Origin of the sequence: Methylobacillus flagellatus KT (assembly GCF_000013705.1) — a bacterium.
Taxonomy (GTDB): Bacteria; Pseudomonadota; Gammaproteobacteria; order Burkholderiales; family Methylophilaceae; genus Methylobacillus; species Methylobacillus flagellatus.
The window spans coordinates 2,637,184-2,658,185 of record NC_007947.1; the positions used below are offsets into that span (position 1 = coordinate 2,637,184).

At 57.1% G+C, this 21,002-nt stretch carries 21 protein-coding genes; 6 read left to right on the forward strand and 15 right to left on the reverse strand.

What is annotated here, in order from left to right; genetic code table 11:
• Positions 1-2: 2 nt before the first annotated feature.
• From MFLA_RS12545 to MFLA_RS12560, 4 genes are read right to left on the reverse strand one after another with little or no spacing between them, the layout of a single operon-like run.
• Positions 3-533: a pilus assembly protein PilP gene (locus tag MFLA_RS12545; RefSeq protein ID WP_011480676.1), complete on the reverse strand. Its 531-nt coding sequence runs from the start codon at positions 531-533 to the stop codon at positions 3-5.
• On the reverse strand, positions 530-1,165 hold the full coding sequence (locus MFLA_RS12550) for a type 4a pilus biogenesis protein PilO (protein ID WP_011480677.1): 636 nt from the start codon (positions 1,163-1,165) through the stop codon (positions 530-532). The genes MFLA_RS12545 and MFLA_RS12550 overlap by 4 nt, the downstream gene beginning before the upstream one ends.
• On the reverse strand, positions 1,162-1,752 hold the full coding sequence (locus MFLA_RS12555; protein ID WP_011480678.1) for a PilN domain-containing protein: 591 nt from the start codon (positions 1,750-1,752) through the stop codon (positions 1,162-1,164). Before MFLA_RS12555 ends, MFLA_RS12550 begins: the two co-directional genes overlap by 4 nt.
• A gap of 1 nt (position 1,753) precedes the next feature.
• Positions 1,754-2,824 carry a pilus assembly protein PilM gene (locus tag MFLA_RS12560; protein ID WP_011480679.1) on the reverse strand — a complete coding sequence of 357 codons (1,071 nt, stop codon included), beginning with the start codon at positions 2,822-2,824 and terminating at the stop codon, positions 1,754-1,756.
• Positions 2,825-2,987: 163 nt separating this feature from the next.
• Between MFLA_RS12560 and MFLA_RS12565 the strand changes: the two genes are divergently transcribed.
• Together MFLA_RS12565 and MFLA_RS12570 are read left to right on the forward strand one after the other, a co-directional pair.
• A complete protein-coding gene (locus MFLA_RS12565) occupies positions 2,988-5,363 on the forward strand; it encodes a penicillin-binding protein 1A (protein WP_011480680.1) in 2,376 nt (791 codons plus the stop codon).
• A 76-nt stretch (positions 5,364-5,439) separates the two neighbouring features.
• Positions 5,440-6,078, forward strand: coding sequence for a hypothetical protein (locus MFLA_RS12570; RefSeq protein ID WP_011480681.1), 639 nt, complete (start codon positions 5,440-5,442; stop codon positions 6,076-6,078).
• 103 nt (positions 6,079-6,181) lie between these two features.
• On the opposite strand, the gene hemB is transcribed toward MFLA_RS12570, so the two are convergent.
• The 9 genes from hemB to rpe form a co-directional block, all read right to left on the reverse strand.
• The gene (hemB, locus tag MFLA_RS12575; protein ID WP_011480682.1) at positions 6,182-7,189 is read right to left on the reverse strand and encodes a porphobilinogen synthase; all 1,008 of its coding nucleotides are present in this window, start codon (positions 7,187-7,189) and stop codon (positions 6,182-6,184) included.
• A gap of 9 nt (positions 7,190-7,198) precedes the next feature.
• Positions 7,199-7,987, reverse strand: coding sequence for an indole-3-glycerol phosphate synthase TrpC (trpC, locus tag MFLA_RS12580; protein WP_048811746.1), 789 nt, complete (start codon positions 7,985-7,987; stop codon positions 7,199-7,201).
• Positions 7,988-8,028: 41 nt separating this feature from the next.
• The gene (locus tag MFLA_RS12585) at positions 8,029-8,484 is read right to left on the reverse strand and encodes a DUF3465 domain-containing protein (protein WP_229407060.1); all 456 of its coding nucleotides are present in this window, start codon (positions 8,482-8,484) and stop codon (positions 8,029-8,031) included.
• 136 nt (positions 8,485-8,620) lie between these two features.
• Entirely contained in the window at positions 8,621-9,646 is a 1,026-nt protein-coding gene (gene trpD, locus MFLA_RS12590) for an anthranilate phosphoribosyltransferase (protein ID WP_011480685.1), read from the reverse strand.
• On the reverse strand, positions 9,646-10,212 hold the full coding sequence (locus tag MFLA_RS12595; protein ID WP_011480686.1) for an aminodeoxychorismate/anthranilate synthase component II: 567 nt from the start codon (positions 10,210-10,212) through the stop codon (positions 9,646-9,648). The genes trpD and MFLA_RS12595 overlap by 1 nt, the downstream gene beginning before the upstream one ends.
• Before the next feature lie 54 nt (positions 10,213-10,266).
• Positions 10,267-12,513 carry a putative bifunctional diguanylate cyclase/phosphodiesterase gene (locus MFLA_RS12600; RefSeq protein WP_195742011.1) on the reverse strand — a complete coding sequence of 749 codons (2,247 nt, stop codon included), beginning with the start codon at positions 12,511-12,513 and terminating at the stop codon, positions 10,267-10,269.
• A complete protein-coding gene (locus MFLA_RS12605; RefSeq protein ID WP_011480688.1) occupies positions 12,510-12,866 on the reverse strand; it encodes a hypothetical protein in 357 nt (118 codons plus the stop codon). The genes MFLA_RS12600 and MFLA_RS12605 overlap by 4 nt, the downstream gene beginning before the upstream one ends.
• Positions 12,867-12,868: 2 nt before the next feature.
• Complete coding sequence (gene trpE, locus MFLA_RS12610; RefSeq protein ID WP_011480689.1) at positions 12,869-14,353, reverse strand: anthranilate synthase component I; 1,485 nt, start codon at positions 14,351-14,353, stop codon at positions 12,869-12,871.
• 134 nt (positions 14,354-14,487) lie between these two features.
• On the reverse strand, positions 14,488-15,186 hold the full coding sequence (gene rpe, locus MFLA_RS12615) for a ribulose-phosphate 3-epimerase (protein WP_011480690.1): 699 nt from the start codon (positions 15,184-15,186) through the stop codon (positions 14,488-14,490).
• A 298-nt stretch (positions 15,187-15,484) separates the two neighbouring features.
• Here rpe and hemA point away from each other — a divergent pair, with 298 nt between their 5' ends.
• Genes hemA through prmC form a run of 4 tightly spaced genes read left to right on the forward strand, consistent with a single transcriptional unit; the run spans position 15,485 to position 19,159 of the window.
• Entirely contained in the window at positions 15,485-16,729 is a 1,245-nt protein-coding gene (gene hemA / locus MFLA_RS12620; RefSeq protein WP_011480691.1) for a glutamyl-tRNA reductase, read from the forward strand.
• Positions 16,730-16,776: 47 nt separating this feature from the next.
• Positions 16,777-17,859: a peptide chain release factor 1 gene (prfA, locus tag MFLA_RS12625; protein WP_011480692.1), complete on the forward strand. Its 1,083-nt coding sequence runs from the start codon at positions 16,777-16,779 to the stop codon at positions 17,857-17,859.
• A 3-nt stretch (positions 17,860-17,862) separates the two neighbouring features.
• Positions 17,863-18,294: a DUF2127 domain-containing protein gene (locus tag MFLA_RS12630; protein ID WP_011480693.1), complete on the forward strand. Its 432-nt coding sequence runs from the start codon at positions 17,863-17,865 to the stop codon at positions 18,292-18,294.
• Between the two features lie 10 nt (positions 18,295-18,304).
• Positions 18,305-19,159, forward strand: a complete 855-nt coding sequence (gene prmC / locus MFLA_RS12635) for a peptide chain release factor N(5)-glutamine methyltransferase (RefSeq protein WP_011480694.1) — start codon at positions 18,305-18,307, stop codon at positions 19,157-19,159.
• Positions 19,160-19,186: 27 nt separating this feature from the next.
• Here prmC and blaOXA read toward each other — a convergent pair whose 3' ends face one another.
• The gene (blaOXA, locus tag MFLA_RS12640; protein WP_011480695.1) at positions 19,187-19,969 is read right to left on the reverse strand and encodes a class D beta-lactamase; all 783 of its coding nucleotides are present in this window, start codon (positions 19,967-19,969) and stop codon (positions 19,187-19,189) included.
• Positions 19,970-20,040: 71 nt separating this feature from the next.
• The gene (locus MFLA_RS12645) at positions 20,041-20,955 is read right to left on the reverse strand and encodes a DMT family transporter (RefSeq protein WP_011480696.1); all 915 of its coding nucleotides are present in this window, start codon (positions 20,953-20,955) and stop codon (positions 20,041-20,043) included.
• Positions 20,956-21,002: the final 47 nt, after the last annotated feature.

A 21,002-nucleotide genomic window follows, 5' to 3' on the forward strand; every position in this document is an offset into this window, starting at 1 on the left:
CCTCAATCCTGCAATTCAATACTGGATATACGTTCTATCCAGTCACCGCTTAATTCGTCCTGTATGATTTCCTTGAGCGTCACGCCGCCTTCGCTGATCTCGGTCACCATGCCAAAATTCTGTCCCATGTACCCACCTACCTTGACTTGCTGAACCAGGTTGTCAGGGGTCAGGATCAATGCATACTTCAATTTCTCCTTCGACAAGGAGCCAACAAACTTTAGGCTTTCCAGTGGAAATGCTTCCAATGGTTCACGCGGCCGATTCATATTGGGTTGCAGACTGCTGCGCGAATTGATGATCTTGCGCGCCTTGAACGGGTCATTCAGTGCGCCGTCGGCGTTATAGGTCGCCGCAGTATATGGCTTCACCTCGGGCAATGGCTCCACCCGCGCGAGCATATCGTTGCCTGCATCCCGAATGAAACGGTCCAGATCGTCGCCCTGCCCATCCCCACACGCGCTCAGCAGCAGACTCATGCCCAGCGTAAGCGCCATGGCTTGCCAGCGTTCACGCCCCACTTTCATCCTCATTTACGTGCCTCTTTCTTTTCCGCCTGTTTCTTGCTGGCAATCTCATTGGCATCCAGGTAACGGTAGGTACGGGCGACCGCTTCGATCACGAGCCGCCCGTCCTTGCTGTCCTTGCCTGCGGTATTGATGACGATATCGTTCAGCGTCACGATGCGGGGCAGCCGAGCAATATCGCCCGCGAACTGGCCAAGGTCATGATAGGTTCCAGTCACCTTGATGGAGATCGGCATTTCCGCGTAGAAATCCGCAATGACTTCCTGTCCGGGCTTGAACAGCTCGAACTCCAGGCCGCGCTCAAGCCCCGCCTGGTTGATGTCGGTCAGCAGGCCATCCATCTGGGACCGGTCTGGCAGCTGCTTGACGAGGGCACCGAAGGTACGCTCAATTTCCACCATTTGCTGCTTGTAGGCTTCGAGGTTGATGGCCTGGCGCTTCTTGGCAAGGAAGGTATCCCGCAGCTCCTTTTCCTTCGCCCGCGCCTGCTCCAGCTCTTCCATTGCCGGACTCCAGAAGAACCAATAGCCGGCAATGACAATCACCACGAGCAGCAAACCCAGCAAGACCCCCTTCACTGGCCAAGGCAGGCTGCCGGCGTTTTTCAAGTCGATATTGTTGAAATCCTGCAGGTTCACTGTGCACCGCCCTTCTTCATGTCTGACACCCCATCCTCTGGCGATGGCGGTGCCTTGAGCTGGGCATTGACTGTAAAGTTGTTCTGCCTGATACCATTCACCGTCGCAGACTTGATTTCGACGAGATTGGGGGATTGCAGCCACTCGGAACCGGACAGGTTGCGTACCAGCGTGGCAACGCGGGCATTGGTATCTGCCACGCCTTCCACTGTCACCAGATTGCCCTGTTGTTTCAACGCCCGCAGATACATGCCTTCCGGCAGCTGACGGCTGATTTCATCCAGCATCATGACGGACTGGCTGCGATTGACCTGTAGGTTCTCCACAATCTGCTTACGGTCCAGCACATTGCGGATCTGGGTCTTGAGCTCCCTGATTTCCTCGATCTGCTTGTCGAGGTTGGCGCTGGCAGCTTCCAGCCGCGCATTGCGGTCCGCCTGCTCATCAAGCTTGCTGCCGAGAATGGTGCTGCCCAGGAAGACAATCGCAACGCCGGCTGCCGCAGCGCAGGCCAGCATCAGGTTGAATTGACGTTGCCGCTCCGCACGGCGGATCTGGCGGTGGGGAAGGAGATTGATCCTGACCATGCTAGTCAAACCTCCGCAGGGCCAGCCCGCATGCCGTCATCAATGCCGGTGCATCGGCAATGACTTGCTGCTGCTTGAGGCGTGGATTGATGGACATTTGGCTGAAGGGATTGGCAATCAGGGTATTGGCCTGGGTTTTTTCCTGGATCAGGGCTGCCAATCCCGGAATAGTGGCACATCCGCCCGCAAGAAGGATATGATCCACCTTGTTGTACTGGGTGGAATTGGTGAACAGCTGCAGACTGCGCATCACCTCGTTTGCCAACGACTGCATGAAAGGTTGCAGTACCTCGCTTTCATAACTTTCAGGCAACCCGCCGTTTCGTTTGGCAATTTCCGCCTCTTCCCCGGATATGCCAAAGCGGCGCTGGATTTCCAGTGTCAGCTGGTTACCGCCAAAGGCCTGCTCGCGGCTATGCACGAGCTGTCCATCATGGAATGCATGCACGTGGGTCATGACACTGCCTATGTCTGCCACCATGACCGTTCTTCCCTTACCGGATTTCGGCAATTCGGCTGCCGCAAGCGTATAAGCAGCCTCGGTCGCATAGGATTCGACATCGACAATCAGCACCTTGAGCCCTGCCCCTTCCGCCGCCGCAACCCTGTCCTCGATCTTTTCCTTGCGCGAGGCAGCAATCAGCACCTCGACTTCATCGGTGCTACTGGGCGAAGGGCCCAGCACCTGGAAATCGATGTTGACTTCATCAAGCGGGAAAGGGATGTATTGATTGGCCTCGGCCTCGACCTGGAACTCCATGTCTTCCTCGCGCATGCCGCCCTGCATGATGACCTTCTTGGTAATGACGGCAGTGGCCGGCAAAGCCAGCGCCACGCGCTTTTCACGCGAAGCCAGCAGCTTCCAGGCACGCTTGACGGCATCAGCAACCAAGTCGAGGCCAACAATGTTGCCATCCACAACAGCATCTCTTGCCATGGAAGCGATGGCGTAACCCTGCAGGTGATAACCACCCTTGCTCCCCTGCGTCAGCTCGACCATCTTGACCGAACTGGAGCTGATATCCACACCGATCAGAGGGGGGGTTCGCTCTGAAAAAAAGTCGAATTTCAAAAGAAATTCCCTTTCAAATACAGTTAGTTACATTAATTTTCAATAATCTACTTTAGATGCTACCAACAAGCATCTGAGAAGTCAAAACAGATTATTTGATTTTAAATTCACTGTAATGACAATTATAATAACGGCGTCTGTTACCAATACTGAACCCTAATCAATGCTCCCGAAAAAATGGTGGCAGTTCCTGATCCTCGCCGGCATCATCCTGGGATTGGTGGCAACTGCACTGGTAGCGCTGGCTGCCACATTGATCTACCCCGAACTGCCTTCCCTTGAAGCCCTCACCGACTACAAGCCCAAGGTGCCAATGCGCGTCTATTCCGAGGACGGCCACTTGATAGGCGAGTTCGGCGAGGAGCGCCGCGCCTTCATTAGTATCGACGAGACGCCGCAGGCGCTGAAACAGGCCATCCTTGCCGCCGAAGACGAACGTTTCTACCAGCACGGAGGTATAGACACACTGGGCATCCTGCGCGCGACCGTGTCCAACGTGACCTCTGGCCGCTTCAAGGAGGGCGCAAGCACGATCACCATGCAGGTTGCCCGCAATTTCTTCCTTTCCAGCGAGAAGACCGCCACTCGTAAACTCAGCGAGGCATTGCTCTCGATCAAGATCGAGCACAACCTGACCAAGGACCAGATCCTGGAGCTTTATATCAACCAGATCTACCTGGGCCACCGCTCGTACGGCTTTGCAGCCGCTTCACAGGTGTATTACGGCAAACCACTGGATCAGCTCAGTATTGCGGAGGTCGCCATGCTGGCCGGCCTGCCCAAGGCACCGTCCCGATACAATCCCTTCGCCAATCCCAAGCGCGCTGAAGCGCGCCAGCGCTATGTGCTGCGCCGCATGAAGGAATTGCGTTTCATCGACCAGCAGCAATATGAAGCTGCGCTGGCCGAGCCGCACCGTTTCCGAAAGTCCCGCAAAATACGCGATCTCTCAGCAGACTATGTGGCTGAAATCGTGCGGCAAGCCATGTACGAGCGATACAAGGATGAGATCTACAGTAGTGGCCTCAAGATCTACACCACGATCCGCAAGAGCAACCAGGAGGCCGCCAACCGCGCCATCCTCCAGGGAATCATCGACTATGACCGCCGTCATGGCTACCGCGGCCCAGAGAGAACCGTGACGCCCGGCGCCAATGACCAAGGCAACGGCAACTGGCTGGATAATGCCATGGACGACCTGGAAACATTCCAGGGCATGATCCCGGCCGTCGTGACCAATGTCACGCCCAAGGCCGTCAGCGTCCATGCAAAGGATGGTAGTAATATCGAGATCAGCGGCGACGGGCTGGCTTTCGTACAGAAACAGCTGGCAGAAAAAGATGCTGCCAAGCGTACCATCAAGCCAGGCGCCGTCATCCGCATCATGCGTCAGGGAGAAAGCTGGCACATCGTGCAGTTGCCGCAGGCAGAGGCGGCATTGGTGGCGATGGACCCGGAAACCGGTGCGGTACGGGCACTGGTCGGTGGCTTCGACTTCAACCGCAACAAATTCAACCATGTGACACAGGCATGGCGCCAGCCCGGCTCCAGCTTCAAACCCTTCATCTATTCGGCATCGCTGGAAAAAGGGTTCACACCAGCCAGCATGATTGAGGACGAGCCCATTTCCGTATCGGCGCGAGAAACCGGCAGCGGCTCCACATGGGAGCCCAAGAACTATGACCGCAAGTACGATGGTCCGATGCGCATGCGCACCGCCCTGATCAAATCCAAGAATATGGTTTCCATTCGCATCCTTGAAGGCATAGGCGTCAATTACGCGCAGGATTACATCACTCGCTTCGGCTTTTCGCCCAAGGACCACCCCCCTTATCTCGCGATGGCATTGGGTGCCGGCTCGGTCACCGCCTGGCAGATGGCCGGGGCTTATTCCGTATTTGCCAACGGCGGCTATCGCGTCAAGCCATACATCATCGACAAGGTCGTCGACAGCCGCGGGAATGTGCTTGAACAATCCAAGCCCTTGCTCGCCGGCCAGGGCGCTGCGCGTGTGATTGACGGCCGCAATGCCTTCATCATGAATTCGATGCTGCAGGATGTAGTTAGACTGGGAACGGCCACGCGAGCGCGCAGCCTGGGCCGGTCAGACCTGGCGGGGAAAACCGGCACGACCAACAACCAGATCGACGCCTGGTTTGCCGGCTACAGCCCGAAGCATGTCGCGATCACCTGGATGGGGTATGACAAGCCCAAGTCACTGGGCAGCCTGGAAACCGGCGGCAAGGCAGCGCTACCGATCTGGATAGACTATATGCGTTCCGCACTGAAAGGCGTGCCGGAAGTCACTCCGGAAATGCCTGCCGGTGTCAGCGCCATCCGCATCGACCCAGCCACAGGCATGCGGGTCAAGGGAGACGAGGAAGGCATCGTGGAATATTTCTATCATGAGTTTCCTCCGCCCGAGCCTGAGGAGTCCATCTTTTCCATTATTCCCGGTTTCCCGATTCCCGGCCATGGGTCGCCCCCACCCATGGAAAAACAGGACAATGCGCCACCAGGGCCAGATCAGTTGTTTTAGAGCACTCCAGCCCGCACGAGTTGGGAAGATGGCCAATAAGCGGGCGGATTAATTTTCAGAAGGGCGCTTGCACCATATGGCAAAAGACAGCAGCAATCGCCAATCCCAATTGCGTCAGAGGATTGCGCAGATGGCAGCGCGCATGATGGCAGAAGAAGGCATCGCCGATTACGCCCATGCCAAGCGCAAGGCGGGCCGCCAGCTTGGCATCACCGATTCGCAATGTATGCCCACCAATAGCGAGATCGAGGAAGAAATTCGCGTTTATCACGACCTCTACAGCAGCGAGGATCAGCCCGAAGCGTTGCTGCAGTTGCGCAAGGACGCATTGGTGGTCATGCAACTGCTGGCGCGCTTCAACCCACACCTGACTGGGGCGGTGCTGGACGGCACGGCCGGAAAGTATGCAGAAACCCACGTTCACCTGTTCGCGGACAGCTTGAAGGAAGTAGAGATGTTCCTGCTCAACCAGCAAATCCCCTATGCCACTGACGAGAAATCCTATCGCATCAGCGATCGGCGCAGCATGGAACGCAAAAAAGTGCCGTTATTTACCCTGGAAGGACCGAACGGCCTGATCAGGCTCAGTGTGTTCGAGGTCGATGACATGCGCATGCCGACCAAGAGTCCGGTCAATGGCAGTAACGCGAGCCGGGCCAATATCGAAACACTCGCCAGCCTGATTCAGCAGAGCAAGCCTTACCCTGAGATTTAAGAGCCACTAACAAAATCCAGAGAAACGATTCTGGCTAGACGCTCTGCCGCAAACAACAGTACAACAAGGCAGAGCAACAACGCCGGAAGGGGTTTTAACGGCGCTAAGCCTCGCGCAACCAGCGGGCAATATCCATGGCGTAATAGGTCAGAATGCCGTCGGCCCCGGCGCGCTTGAAACCCAGCATGGCTTCCATCACCACGGCCCTTTCATCCAGCCAGCCGTTCTGCACGGCGGCCTTGAGCATGGCATATTCGCCACTCACATGATAGGCATAGGTTGGCACGCCGAATTCATGCTTTACACGGCGTACGATATCCAGGTACGGGATGCCCGGCTTGACCATGACCATATCGGCGCCCTCCTCAAGGTCGAGCGCTACTTCGCGCAACGCTTCGTCCGAATTGCCCGGGTCCATCTGGTAATTGTATTTATTTCCCTTACCCAGATTAGCGGAAGAACCGACTGCATCGCGGAAAGGGCCATAAAAAGCGGAAGCATACTTGGCAGAGTATGCCAGGATACGGGTATGAATGTGCCCGGCCTCTTCCAGCGCGTCGCGGATCGCCCCGATCCGCCCATCCATCATGTCCGAGGGCGCCACCACGTCCGCCCCTGCCTGCGCATGGCAAAGCGCCTGTTTCACCAAGATTGCCACAGTCTCGTCGTTGAGCACATAACCGGTATCGTCGATGACACCGTCCTGCCCATGCGTGGTGTAAGGGTCGAGCGCGACATCGGTGATGATGCCCAGTTGCGGATAGAGCGCCTTGAGCGCGCGCACGGTGCGCGGCACCAGCCCGTCGGGATTCCATGCTTCATCTGCGGTCAGACTCTTGTATTGCTGGTCGACGACAGGGAATAGCGCCAGTGCAGGTATGCCTAGCGCCACGCATTGCCCAGCGGTTTCCAGCAGGCGATCTATGCTCTGGCGTTGCACGCCAGGCATGGAGGCGACTTCCTCGACTCGGTGCTCCCCTTCCAACACGAATACAGGATAGATCAGGTCATCGACAGTGAGCACATGCTCGCGCATCAACCGACGCGAAAAATCGTCACGTCGCATGCGGCGTGGGCGGATGGCAAGAAACTGGCGTGCTGATGCAGTCATACAAATTCCTTATGCGAATACCTGGGCCAATGCCAAACCTGGATCAGGCTGGCGCATGAATGCCTCGCCAACGAGGAAGGTATGCACCGCATGGCGGCGCATCAAGGCAACGTCCTCGGCAGTGAAGATGCCCGACTCGGTGACGACGGTCTTGCCTGCAGGGATACGGGGCAGCAGTGACAATGTCGTTTCCAGCGTCACCTCGAAGGTGCGCAGGTTTCGATTGTTGATCCCCAGCAACGGCGTCTTCAGCTGCAAGGCCTGCTCCAGCTCCTCGCCGTTGTGCACCTCTACCAGCACGCTCATGGCGAGCCGGTGGGCGATGGTTTCCAACTCACGCATCTGGGACAGGTCAAGCGCTGCCGCGATCAGCAGGATGCAATCAGCCCCCATCGCGCGCGCCTCGAACACCTGGTAGGGGTCTATCATGAAGTCCTTGCGCAATACAGGAATATCACAGGCGGCGCGCGCCGCCTGGAGATATTCGGCACTGCCTTGGAAGAACTGCTCGTCGGTCAATACGGAAAGGCAGGCCGCGCCATGGCTGGCGTAACTGGCAGCAATCTCGGCAGGACGGAAATCCTCGCGAATCACGCCCTTGGAGGGACTGGCCTTCTTGATTTCCGCAATCACGGCCGCCTTGCCTGCCGCAATCTTCTCTTGAATTGCGCGGAGGAATGCACGTGGCGCGGCCTGGGCCAGCGCCTCCGCTTCGACTGCCGCCAATGGCCTACGCTGTCGCGCAGCATCGATTTCCGCCCGCTTCACTTCCAGAATTTTATTGAGTATGTCTGACATTGCCCTGCAATCGCTTTCGTTAATCATGACTATATTTCTGATTATTGATACAACCTGCCTTGATAGCGCAGCCATCCGCCCGCATGCTGGCCGCGAGGGTCATGATGGGTCCAGTGTATGACGCCCCCCTTGGCGTTCCATTCATAGACACCATTGAACTCCACGACATCGCCGACCTCCAGGCCATCCAGCCTGGGCGCCAGATCGATATTATGCGCCACCAGCACTGTCATACCGTTATCCAGCTCAAGAATGAAGCGCTGGTGGCGCGACCCATCATTGTCGTCCGGCAGCACTTTACTCACCACGCCGGCAGATTGTACCGCCACGCCATGCTCCCGCTGGCTGAATGCCTGTGCTATCCGCTGGTTCGCCGCAGCATGGGAAGAGACCGATACTGCCTGAACCCCGGCAGCATCATGCTGCCCTGGCTGCGTGAAATGGAAAAAGGTATAGGCAGCTGCAATGGCAACCACCAACCATAAGAACCTGTTCACGATATTTTCATGGGGCGCGCTGTCCCGGCGGTGTAAACGATGCAAGGCACGAACCGAAGCCATCTTGATTGTCCGGCGAGGATTTGCAGCGCGGCTGCGCTGCCGGGGCAACCCGAAGGGCATGGCTCTAGGCGCATCATGCCGCCTGGCTCAGCGCCTTGAGCTGCTGCAGCTTGTGCAATGCCGCGCCGGAGTCCAGCGAATGGGCAGCCTGCGCTATGCCGTCCTGCAAATCGCCCGCGATCCCGGACACGTAAATCGCCGCCCCCGCGTTCAGCAGGACGATGTCGCGCGCCGGGCCACGCGCGCCAGACAACACCCCGAGGATAATCTCGCTGGATTGCTGGGCGTTTTCCACATGGATGCTGTCGATCTCATGCAAAGGCATGTCGAACTGGGCAGGATTGAGGGTATATTCGTTTACCTCGCCATGCTTGAGCTCGGCAACATAGGTATCCGCGGAGAAGGAAATTTCATCCATCCCGTCCGCGCTGTGCACCACCATCACATGCTCGCTACCGAGCTTTTTCAACGTATGTGCCAACAGGCTGACCAGGTCGCGATCGAACACGCCCATCACCTGACGCTTGGCCCCTGCCGGATTGGTCATCGGCCCCAACAGATTGAACATGGTGCGCACGCCTAGCTCGCGCCGCACCGGCGCTGCGTATTTCATCGCCGCATGGTGGTTAGGGGCGAACATGAAGCCGATACCCGCCTCATTCACGCATCGGGCCACTTGCTCGGGTGTGAGGCCGATATTGACGCCCAGCGCCTCCAGTACATCGGCGGAGCCGCTCTTGGACGAGGCTGCGCGCCCGCCGTGCTTGGCGATACGCGCACCGGCTCCGGCAGCCACGAAGGCCGACGCCGTGGACACGTTAAAAGCCTTGGTGGGAGCACCGCCGGTACCGCAGGTATCGACCAGGTAGCTGCTGTCTTCCACTTCCACCTTGCTGGAAAGTGCACGCATCACCTGCGCTGCTGCAGCAATCTCCGTGACGGTCTCGCCCTTGACGCGCAAGCCGGCAAGAAAGCCGGCGATCTGGACCGTGGTGAAGGCGCCGCCCATGATCTGCTGCATCACGTCCAGCATTTCTTCGTGTGTGAAATCGGTATGGTCGATCAGCCTCTGCAGGGCAAGCTTGGGGGTCATGCTCATCAATACGCTTTCAGGAAATTGTTCAGCAGCTCGTGGCCGTACTGGGTGAGAATGGACTCGGGGTGGAATTGCACGCCCTCGATCGGCAATGTCTTGTGGCGCACACCCATGATCTCGCCGTCTTCTGTCCAGGCAGTAATTTCCAGACAATCCGGAATCGACTCGCGCTCAATCACCAGCGAGTGATAGCGCGTTGCCGTGTAGGGATTGGGCAAGCCTTTGAACACGCCAAGGTCGGCATGGTGGATTTCGGAGGTCTTGCCGTGCATGAGCTGCTTGGCATGGACGATCTTGCCGCCAAAGGCCTGGCCTATGCTCTGGTGGCCGAGACATACCCCGAGGATGGGGATCTTGCCCGCGAATTCGTGGATCAGCGGCACGGAAATGCCGGCCTCATTGGGCGTACAGGGGCCGGGCGAAATCACGATATGGCGAGGGTTGAGGGCAGCTACGCCTGCCAGGTCGATCTCATCGTTGCGGTAGACCTGGACGTTCTGCCCCAACTCGCCCAGATATTGCACGAGATTGTAGGTAAACGAGTCATAGTTATCGAGCATCAACAGCATAATGTGCATCCTTCATCTTGCACCGGGCGAATCTGTTATTCTGGGCGCAATTGATCATAAAAAAAAGTCCTTGTCCTGCACCATCTGCTCAAAATCCTGGATCAACATGGGCTTGGCAAACAGATACCCCTGGAAAAACCGGCAACCATAGCTTTGCAGCAATTCAAACTGCACTTCGGTCTCCACACCTTCGGCAATCACCTTCAGTCCCAGTGTGTTGCTCATCGCCAGAATGGCCTGCACCATAGCCGCATCGCTAGCATCCTCGGCGATCTCGCGCACGAACGACCGATCAATCTTGACCTGGCTGAGCGGCAAGCGCTTGAGATAGGCCAGGGAAGAATACCCGGTGCCGAAGTCATCCATGGAGAAACGCACCCCGAGCTCACGCAAGGCGTTCATCTTGGCAACCGCATCCGCAATATTGTCCAGCACCACACTTTCAGTCAGCTCGAGCTTGAGCAGGCTGGGATCCGCGCCTGTGCTCTGCAGGATCTTCCTGACTTCGTCGACAAAATCAGCATGGCGGAACTGGCGGGCGCTGACATTCACGGCCAGCTGCAAGCTGTCGAAGCCCGGGCGAGCTTCCCAGTCCTTGAGCTGCAGACAGGCGTTATACAACACCCAATGGCCTATCGACACGATCAACCCGCTGTCCTCGGCAATACCGACAAACTCCTTGGGAGCCAGCAGTCCATGGTCCGGATGTTGCCACCGCAACAGGATTTCCGCCCCAAAGACCTTGCGCTCGGCATCCACCTGTACCTGGCAGAATAGCCTGAGTTGCTTCTGTACGATCGCCAGGCGCAGCTGCAATTCCATATCGACCCGTCTTTCCAGGGCCGCCTGCATGGCAGGATCAAAAAAGCGCAAGGTATTGCGCCCGGCCGCCTTTGCCTCGTACATGGCAGTATCGGAACGCTTGAGCAGCTCTTCCATGCTGACGAAATTGCCATTAAACAGGACAATGCCGATACTGGATGAATTATGATGCTCAATTTCGCCCAGCTGGTACGGATGGTTGATGATCTCCAAGACCTTCTGGGCAACCTGCCGGGTTTGCGCAATGGCCTGCTCCAGATTGAGGCTGAGATCCTCCAGCACAATCACGAACTCATCGCCCCCGAGCCGGGCTACCGTATCTTCATTGCGCACGCACTGACGCAGACGGCGCGCCACTTCCACCAGCAGCAAGTCACCGATATCATGCCCGCGTGAATCATTCAGTGCCTTGAAGTTATCCAAGTCAATGAACAATACGGCACCATGCCTGCCATGCCTGACACTTGCCGCAATCGCCTGCTGCAGCCTGTCCAGCAGCAGGCGGCGGTTCGGCAAGGTAGTCAACGCATCATAGAAAGCCAGGTTACGGATTTCAGACTCGACCTTGCGGCGCTCTGTCAGGTCGCGGAAAAAGCCCGTCAACAGCGGCAGGCCCTGCTCCTTGAGCGAGGTGATGGTCACTTCGACCGGGAACTCGGTACCGTCGGCGCGCAAAGCGCTCAGCTCCAGCCTGCGGTCGAGCATCTTACTGACCCCTGAAGCCAGATATCGCTCGTGCCCCCGCCTGTGGGCATCACGTAGCGAGAGTGGAATCAGGATATCCACCAGCATCTTTCCCAGCACATCCTCGCGGCGATAGCCAAACATGACCTCCGCTGCATGATTGAATTCCACCAGCCTGCCGTCCTCATCTATGCTGACGATACCGTCCTGGGCATTTTCGATCACCGCCCTGAACTTGGTTTCGCTGTGGCGCAATGCCCTTTCCGTCACCTCGCGCGAGGACTGCAGGGCAGCAATCAGCATACCGACAATCGAGAGTGTCGCCATCAGCACCCATAACGCCCATACCGGCTGATACCCCGCGTGATCCAGGCCGGCTTGGTAATCGACCTGGGCCGACATGAGCGCCACAATGGACAAGGCAAGCACCACCATGGATACGCCGGTGATCCCCATGCGCATGGAAATCAGCACCACCAATGGCAAGACCAGGAAGGCAAACCACATGTATTGGTCCGCATAGTCCGGAACAAGCTGGAAGATCGCCCATTCGACCGTCACCGCAAGCAAGGCCAGCAGGCTGAAACGCGCCCGCCGCTGCCAGAAACTCCGTATCTCGGCCCAGGTGATATTCAGCAACAATGGCAGCAACAAGAGCACGCCTAGCGCATTGACGAGCCAGGCGAACAGCAAGGCCGGCAATACATGCTGCAGTGTCACCAGCTGTGCCTGGTACAAAATGGCCACATTGACCACAGCGGACACCAGCATTCCCACGGCGACGCCCAACATCATGATGGGAATGCGCGTATCCTGTCCAATGCATGATGGAAGCCGCTGAGCCGCAAGATCCACGCGGTAAGGAGGTAAGTGGTCGTGCAAGCCGTAGGAAGCGCAGCGATCAAGAATGCATTGGCCGGAATAGGGTCATACGTTGCAAATGCCAACGCGACATGCGCGCCAAGAATGGCGGGCCAGTAGACCATCCCCCAACGGAGCAGGGCTGCGACGGCAACACCTGCTGATAGCCAGACCAGGTTGGCTTGCCATGCAGGAAATGGCAGCACCTTAGCCAGCATGCCAACAGCAAAACACCCGAGTGCCAGAATGATGAGCCGGAGCAGAATCCGACTGTTAGCTGCCGCCATGCCTACTCCTTGTTATCGAGTCCTGCCTGTACGATCTCCGCGGCGCGCAATACCGCGCGCGCCTTGTTCTGGGTTTCTATCCACTCGTTTTCCGGTATTGAGTCGGCGACGATGCCGGCCCCGGCCTGGGAATACAACATACCATCCTTGATCACGCCAGTGCGGATGGCAATTGCGAGATCCATGTCGCCATTGAAGCCGAGATAACCGACAGCGCCGCCGTAGATGCCTCGCTTGCTTGGCTCCAGCTCATCAATGATTTCCATCGCGCGCACCTTGGGTGCACCGCTCAGGGTGCCGGCAGGGAAAGTCGCCTTGAGCACATCGATCGCGTGCAAACCGGACTTGAGCCTGCCTTCGACATTAGAGACGATATGCATGACGTGCGAATAACGCTCGATCACCATCTTCTCCGTCACCGCCACACTGCCTACCTGCGCAACACGGCCGACATCGTTGCGCCCCAGGTCCATCAACTGCACGTGCTCGGCAATTTCCTTGGGGTCGGCCAGCAGCTCTTCCGCCAAGGCGATATCTTCCTCTCGGGTCTTGCCGCGGGGCCGCGTGCCAGCAATCGGCCGTGAGGTTACCGTCTCATCCTCCAGGCGCACGAGAATTTCCGGGGAAGCACCAACGACATGATGGTCCCCCATGTCGTAATAAAACATGTAGGGCGAGGGGTTGAGGCTGCGCAAGGCACGGTAGAGCGACAACGGCGGCGCTGTGAAAGGCTTGGCCATGCGTTGCGACAGCACCACCTGCATGATGTCACCATCGAAGATGTACTGCTTGGACTTGGCCACTGCTTCCTTGAAGCTCTCCTCACCAAACTCCGACTGCGCCTCGGTGACCGGCATGGCGACGGCATACGGAATATCCACCGGCTGGCGCAGGCGTTGTACCAATGCGTTCAGGCGCTGGATGCCCTGGGTATAGGCATTTCCACTTGCCGGATCGGCATACACGATGAAATACAGCTTGCCTGAGAGATTGTCCACCACGGCAATTTCTTCCGACACCATGAGCAGAACATCAGGCACGCCGAGCGCATCCTGTTTGGCATTACCCGCCAACCGGCGCTCGATATAGCGAATGGTGTCATAGCCGAAATAACCGGCCAAGCCTCCGGTGAAGCGTGGCAAGCCCTGATACGGTGGAATGCGAAACCTGGCCTGGTAGGCCTGGATGAAGTCCAGCGGATTTACATGATTCGTCTGTTCCAGCACCTGATCGCCGTCGAGCACCCTGACCGTCTGGCCTTGCACCTCTATACGGACGCGGGCAGGCAGACCTATGATGGAATAACGACCAAAGCGCTCCCCGCCCTGCACCGATTCGAGCAGGTAGGAATAAGGCTGGTTAGCCAGCTTCAGGTAGAGCGAGAGCGGGGTATCGAGATCGGCAAATGTCTCGACGACCAGAGGAATGCGGTTATAGCCCTGGCTGGCCAGGGCATCAAATTCGTGTTGACTGATGGTTTGCAGCATAAAGACTCCCGAATCCTGATGATTTCCAATTGGGGTGGCACCCATGCATCAGCATGGGCCAAGGCGGCTACTTCAGCGCCACCATCGCCAGCTGCTGCGATAATTCAGGATTCGGGCGTTCATGCGCAGGCTGCCTATACTTTGGCCAACTCAGCACGCAATGCGCCGATGACAGTGTCATAACGGTTGGGATCGGTATCCTTTCCTGCGCCAAACACGGCAGAGCCTGCCACAAAAGTGTCGGCGCCAGCACGGGCGATTTCAGCGATGTTGGATGGATTCACACCACCGTCGATTTCCAGCCAGATTTCGCGGCCGGTCTTCTCCGTGTAGGCATCGATACGGGCACGCGCCTCACGCAACTTGTCCAGCGTGCCGGGAATGAACTTCTGGCCACCGAAGCCTGGGTTCACGGACATCAGCAATACCATGTCGATCTTGTCCATGACGTAGTCCAGGTAGGACAGCGGCGTCGCAGGATTGAACACCAAGCCTGACTTACAGCCGTTGTCACGAATCAGTGACAAACTGCGATCGATATGATCGGAAGCTTCCGGATGAAAAGTAATGATATTGGCACCAGCCTTGGCAAAGTCAGGAATGATGCGGTCAACGGGTTTCACCATCAAATGCACATCAATAATGGCATCCGTGACGGGGCGGATAGCCTCACAAACCAACGGACCAATGGTCAGATTGGGAACATAATGGTTGTCCATCACGTCAAAGTGGACAATATCCGCGCCGGAAGTGATCACATCGGTAATTTCCTGGCCCAGCTTGGCAAAGTTGGCGGAAAGGATACTAGGGGCAATTCTGAATGGTTTAGCCATGATGTCGAGGTTATATAGCGTAAAAAATGGTTATTTTAACTGAAAATGTGTCAACGCACCCGGCCTCAGCAACGCTTATTGCAAAACCCATACTGGAATCAGGTTTATACGCGGCCCAAGATCATGCTATTCCCATAAGCGGCGGGGGATGATAGCCAAATACTTGGGTCCAACAACCAATGGCTTGGTTCAACGCTACCAAATGAGAGTATGATAGCGGCCTGCCGGGCATGCAATACAGTTAGCTTAATTACTTGAAATTGTTGCTCAAGTTGCCGCGATACAGGAAAATTGCAGGATGCACTTATTTACAGTCGGCGTTAATCACACGACCGCACCAGTTTCAATACGTGAGAACGTCGCTTTCCAGAACGAGCATCTCAGTGGCGCCCTGCGCGACTTGAACTCTCACGGCATTCGCGAGGCCGCCATCCTGTCGACCTGCAACCGCACCGAACTCTACTGCAATACCGATGACCCGCAAAAGGCCCTGGAGTGGCTGGCGAACTATCACAGACTTAAGCCGCAAGCCATTGCTCCTTACATGTACACCCTGCCCCAGGAAAATGCCGTCAAACATGCTTTCCGCGTGGCTTCCGGACTCGATTCCATGGTACTGGGAGAGGCCCAGATACTGGGCCAGATGAAGCAGGCAGTCCGCATTGCGGAAAATGCCGGTACCTTGGGCACACTGTTGCATAAACTATTCCAGCGCACCTTCTCCGTCGCCAAGGAAGTGCGTACCAATACCAATATCGGCGCCAACTCGGTCTCGCTGGCGGCGGCCAGCACCCGCCTGGCACAGCGTATCTTCGGCGCCCTGAACAACCAGCATGTGCTGTTCATTGGCGCAGGCGAAATGATTGAACTCTGTGCCGAGCATTTCGCAGCACACCGACCCTTATCACTGACTGTCGCCAACCGTACGCTGGAACGCGGCCAAGAGCTGGCTGCCAGCATTGGTGGCACCAGCATGCTGCTGGCCGATCTACCCGATCGCCTCGCGGAATTCGACATCGTCATCACCTCAACTGCCAGCCAATTGCCCATTGTGGGCCTGGGGATGGTGGAGCGCGCTATCCGCGCCCGCAAGCACAAGCCCATGTTCATGGTGGACCTGGCAGTGCCGCGCGATATCGAGCCCGAAGCAGGAGAACTCGATGATGTGTTCCTTTACACCGTGGACGACCTGGCCCAGATAGTCCAGGAAGGGATGGAGAACCGCCAGGAAGCCGCGGCGGAAGCCGAAGCCATCATCGACATGCGCGTGGAAAACTTCATGCAATGGTTGAAAACCCGCAGCGCGGTACCGACCATCCGTGCCTTGCGCGAGCAGGCGGAGCGCCACCGCCTCAACGAGCTGGAAAAGGCCCGCAAGTTACTTGCCCGCGGGCATGATCCTGCACAGGTTCTGGACGCACTGAGCAACGCCCTGACCAACAAGTTGCTGCACGGCCCCAGCCATGCACTTAACAGTGCTACCGGTGAAGATCGCGAACAGCTGGAAGCGACATTGCGCCAGCTATACCAGATTCACCACTAGCCTTCCCTCTCAACTCCTTAAATAAAGTATTCCCTACTTTCCTAGCAATGAAACCTTCAATGATCAAAAAGCTCGCCACTTTGAGCGAGCGCCTCGACGAACTGAACCGCCTGCTGTCCAGTGAGGACGTGACTAACGACATCGACAATTATCGCAAGATCACGCGCGAACATGCCGAAATCACACCCATCGTCGAACAGTTCCGCGCCTACGAGCAAGCTGAAATCGATATCAAGGAAGCCCAGGCCATGTTGGCCGACCCGGAGATGAAGGAGTTTGCACAAGAGGAAACCGAGGCAGGCAAACAAAAACTCGACGACATCGAGAAACAGTTGCAGAAGCTGCTGCTGCCCAAGGACCCCAACGACGAGCGCAACATCTTCCTGGAAATCCGCGCGGGCACCGGTGGCGACGAATCTGCGCTGTTCGCGGGCGACCTGTTCCGAATGTATTCACGCTATGCAGAACGTCAAGGCTGGAAAGTCGAGATCGTCTCCGCCAATGAATCCGAAGTGGGCGGGTACAAGGAAATCATCGCCAAAATCGAGGGCTTCGGTGCCTACTCCAAACTCAAGTTCGAATCCGGCGGACACCGTGTGCAACGTGTTCCGGAAACCGAGACCCAGGGTCGCATCCACACCTCGGCCTGCACCGTGGCGGTATTGCCGGAAGTGGACGAGGTCAGCGATGTCACCATCAACCCGGCAGATATTCGTATCGATACCTTCCGCGCCTCTGGTGCCGGCGGACAGCATATCAACAAGACCGATTCTGCTGTGCGTATCACCCACTTCCCCACCGGCATCGTGGTGGAATGCCAGGATGGCCGCAGCCAGCACTCCAACAAGGCTCAGGCAATGCAAGTGCTCGCTGCACGCATCAAGGCCAAGCAAGTTGACGAGCAACAAAGCAAGATCGCCAGCGAGCGCCGCAGCCTGATCGGCTCAGGAGACCGTAGTGAGCGCATACGCACTTACAACTACCCGCAAGGTCGCATCACCGACCATCGCATCAACCTGACGCTGTACAAGATTGATGCCATCACCGAAGGCGACATGGATGAGCTGATCAATGCCCTGGCGGCAGAACACCAGGCCGACCTGCTCGCCACGCTGGGCGAAGACAACTAAGCCATGTCGGCGAGCGTACGTACCATTGCCGTATTCGAGGCCAGCAAGGGCATCATAGTACTCGCTGCATCGCTGGCACTATTCCGCTACATCAATGCAGATTGGCAAAGCCATGCGGAAACATTTATCCGCCACCTACACCTCAACCCTGCCAACCATTACCCACGCATCCTGTTGCACTGGGCGGGCAACATCACTGAGCCCAGGTTAGCGGTACTGGCATTCGGCGCCATATTCTATGCCGTCATCCGCCTGCTGGAAGCCTACGGCCTATGGCTGGGCCGGCATTGGGCTGTCGTGCTCGGCATGGCCAGCGCTGGACTTTACCTGCCATTCGAGATACTGGAATTGCTCGCGCATTTCAGCTGGCTCGGGTTTGCGGTATTTGCCGCCAATATCGTGATCGTGGCCATCCTCTGGCGCCATCACCGCTAAGCACCTAGCCATGGCCAAGCTCAAGCACCTCGTGTCATGCGCCGCCAACCGCCTGCAGCAAGCCAGTGGCCTGGATCTGAACGAGGCACGCATAGAAATCCGCGCACTCATGCAGCACAGTCTTGGCGACGTCGACCACGCCTGGTTGATTGCACATGGCGATGAAGCCGTGACAGATGCGCTTCGCGCACGGTTTGAATCATTGCTCGCCCGGCGCATTGAGGGGGAGCCCGTTGCCCACATCCTGGGCAGGCGCGAATTCTATGGCAGGGATTTCATCGTAACGCCAGACACCTTGATCCCACGGTCCGATACCGAAACCCTGGTGGAAGCCGCCCTTGATCGCATCCCAGTTGGCCAAACCTGCGAGATCCTCGACATGGGCACCGGCACAGGGGCGATCGGCATCACGCTGGCGCTCGAACGGCCGCAAGCCAAGGTCACCATCGTGGATTATTCGGAAGCCGCGCTCGCGATTGCCAGGGAGAATGCCCGGCAATTATCCGCGCACAATGTCACAGCGCTCCGCAGCGACTGGTTCAGCGCCCTGGGCGGCCGGTGTTTCGACCTCATCGTCAGCAATCCTCCTTACATCGAAGCCGCCGACCCGCACCTGCAGCAAGGCGACCTGCGCTTTGAGCCCATCGCCGCCCTGGCCTCCGGCGCAGACGGCCTGGATGACATCCGCATCCTCAGTGCGCAAGCCGCGGACCATCTCATTACCAACGGCTGGCTCATGCTGGAACACGGCTATCAGCAAGGCGCTGCGGTGCGCTCTCTCCTGCAACAGCATGGTTTTGCCAATATCGGCACCGCGACTGATCTGGCAGGGCATGAAAGAGTGACGCTAGGACAACTCGCCTAAACGTCTGCAAGCGAATGCGCCCTGCGCTTACAATACTCCCAACAGTGCAAGGCTTTTCCTGCCAAGCACCACTCGCTTGTCTGCATCAACGGCGCTATGAACATCCATATTCAAGGCGAATGTGTAAATACGATTGTTTTTATGCACCCATCCCACCCACCATCCGACTCCGGGATTAGGGGCACTCTCCCAACCGGTTTTGCCATATAGCACCCAGTCCTTACCCTGATCCACCTGGACAATTTCCCTGACGCTTGCCTGCAACGCTGCGGGGAACGGCAATATGCCCTGAGCCAACCTGGCAAGGAACCGAGCCTGCTCTATCGCGCTGACCTTGAGCGGGCCATCGAGCCAGAAACGATCCACCTGGGAACCAATCTCCTTGTTCCCGTAATCCATTTTCATGATGTTTTCCCGCATGTGCTCCAGCCCAATACGCTGCGCGAGATGTTGATAAATCGGAACATTGGACAGGGCAATGGCTTTTCTCAAGCCCATATCCTCTTCCCACTCTTTCATAAACTGTGGCTGGCCGCCGTAAGGCAGGACTTCATCCACATCCTTAACCGCGCCAACCGAGAGCCCAATCAGCGTATTTGGAATCTTGAAGGTTGAAGCCGGGACAAACCTCGTCTCAGCCCTGGATTGGTTGTAGCCAATATATGCATCATCGGCAATATCATAAAGAACAAATGTTCCGTTGATGCCCGCACTTTTGAAAAGTGCGCCAATATCGCCACGCTCCTTCCAGTCGGCGGCCTCAACCGGGAAAACAAGCAAGGCAACAACGATAGCCAGTACATATTTCATTTTATCTCCCCAACATCCCATCAATCCTTTACACACTTTGCAAGCCATGATGACGACAGCGTGTGGTCCCATCACTTCTTCTTCCGCAAACTAATCATCATCACCCCGACCAGCACCAGCACCGACCCCAGGAACTGGATCAGCGACAATTGCTCGCCGAGGAAGACGTATGCTAGGTAAATCGTCGCTACCGGCCCCAACGCGCCTATCATTGAGGTCTGCATTGACCCTATGCGCTTCATGGCGGCCGCGAGGGCAAATGCCGGCAATACCGTGGAAAAAAGCGCCATATTCGCCGTCAGGACATAAACCCGGCCCGATTGCCGCAATGCATCCAACGGATGCGTCAACAGGAACTGGGCTATGCAGGCCAGACAAGCCACCGTCATCGCATACGCCGTGAAGCGCATGGCCCCGATGCGGGCAATGGTATGCCCCGCCCCGACCAGGTAGACCGCATAGGCAAACGCGCTGGCAAACACCAATCCGCCGCCCAAAAACAAGCCATCACCGCTCATGCTGAAGTCATGCACGAACACCAGCACGATGCCGGCATAGCTCAGCAAGAGTGCAACCATCACCGTCCTGCCGATACGTTCGCGGAACAACAACGCGCTGATGAGCACCACCATGGTCGGATAGAGGAACAGGATCAGGCGCTCCAGCCCGGCGCTGATGTATTGCAGGCCGAGAAAGTCCAGGAAGCTCGCAAGATAATATCCGATGAAGCCCAGGACCAGCACCGCAAGCCAATCGCGCCGCTGCATCGCCACTGCTTTTTCCTGTCCGTAAAACATGGCAACGATGAAGAACGGCACCGAGAATGCCATGCGCAAGGCTAGCAGCGTCACCGCATCGACAGGCTCGACATAGGCTAGCTTGACGAAAATCGCCTTGGCGGAAAAACCAATCGCCGACACCAGCGCAAACAATACCCCCAACGCCTGCTGACGCGAGGAAAAGAATTTTGCAAGAAACGGAGGCATAAGGAAAACCTGTATCTAAACATTCAAAAACACAGGCCTTATCACGG

What these genes read in the sequence shown, in the direction of transcription:
- MFLA_RS12545 (WP_011480676.1), bottom strand. Translation starts at nt 533, where the DNA reads ATGAGGATGAAAGTGGGGCGTGAACGCTGGCAAGCCATGGCGCTTACG.
- MFLA_RS12555 (WP_011480678.1), bottom strand. Translation starts at nt 1,752, where the DNA reads ATGGTCAGGATCAATCTCCTTCCCCACCGCCAGATCCGCCGTGCGGAG.
- MFLA_RS12565 (WP_011480680.1), top strand. Translation starts at nt 2,988, where the DNA reads ATGCTCCCGAAAAAATGGTGGCAGTTCCTGATCCTCGCCGGCATCATC.
- MFLA_RS12570 (WP_011480681.1), top strand. Translation starts at nt 5,440, where the DNA reads ATGGCAAAAGACAGCAGCAATCGCCAATCCCAATTGCGTCAGAGGATT.
- hemB (WP_011480682.1), bottom strand. Translation starts at nt 7,189, where the DNA reads ATGACTGCATCAGCACGCCAGTTTCTTGCCATCCGCCCACGCCGCATG.
- trpC (WP_048811746.1), bottom strand. Translation starts at nt 7,987, where the DNA reads ATGTCAGACATACTCAATAAAATTCTGGAAGTGAAGCGGGCGGAAATC.
- trpD (WP_011480685.1), bottom strand. Translation starts at nt 9,646, where the DNA reads ATGAGCATGACCCCCAAGCTTGCCCTGCAGAGGCTGATCGACCATACC.
- MFLA_RS12595 (WP_011480686.1), bottom strand. Translation starts at nt 10,212, where the DNA reads ATGCTGTTGATGCTCGATAACTATGACTCGTTTACCTACAATCTCGTG.
- MFLA_RS12600 (WP_195742011.1), bottom strand. Translation starts at nt 12,513, where the DNA reads ATGATGTTGGGCGTCGCCGTGGGAATGCTGGTGTCCGCTGTGGTCAAT.
- MFLA_RS12605 (WP_011480688.1), bottom strand. Translation starts at nt 12,866, where the DNA reads ATGGCGGCAGCTAACAGTCGGATTCTGCTCCGGCTCATCATTCTGGCA.
- trpE (WP_011480689.1), bottom strand. Translation starts at nt 14,353, where the DNA reads ATGCTGCAAACCATCAGTCAACACGAATTTGATGCCCTGGCCAGCCAG.
- rpe (WP_011480690.1), bottom strand. Translation starts at nt 15,186, where the DNA reads ATGGCTAAACCATTCAGAATTGCCCCTAGTATCCTTTCCGCCAACTTT.
- hemA (WP_011480691.1), top strand. Translation starts at nt 15,485, where the DNA reads ATGCACTTATTTACAGTCGGCGTTAATCACACGACCGCACCAGTTTCA.
- prfA (WP_011480692.1), top strand. Translation starts at nt 16,777, where the DNA reads ATGAAACCTTCAATGATCAAAAAGCTCGCCACTTTGAGCGAGCGCCTC.
- MFLA_RS12630 (WP_011480693.1), top strand. Translation starts at nt 17,863, where the DNA reads ATGTCGGCGAGCGTACGTACCATTGCCGTATTCGAGGCCAGCAAGGGC.
- prmC (WP_011480694.1), top strand. Translation starts at nt 18,305, where the DNA reads ATGGCCAAGCTCAAGCACCTCGTGTCATGCGCCGCCAACCGCCTGCAG.
- blaOXA (WP_011480695.1), bottom strand. Translation starts at nt 19,969, where the DNA reads ATGAAATATGTACTGGCTATCGTTGTTGCCTTGCTTGTTTTCCCGGTT.
- MFLA_RS12645 (WP_011480696.1), bottom strand. Translation starts at nt 20,955, where the DNA reads ATGCCTCCGTTTCTTGCAAAATTCTTTTCCTCGCGTCAGCAGGCGTTG.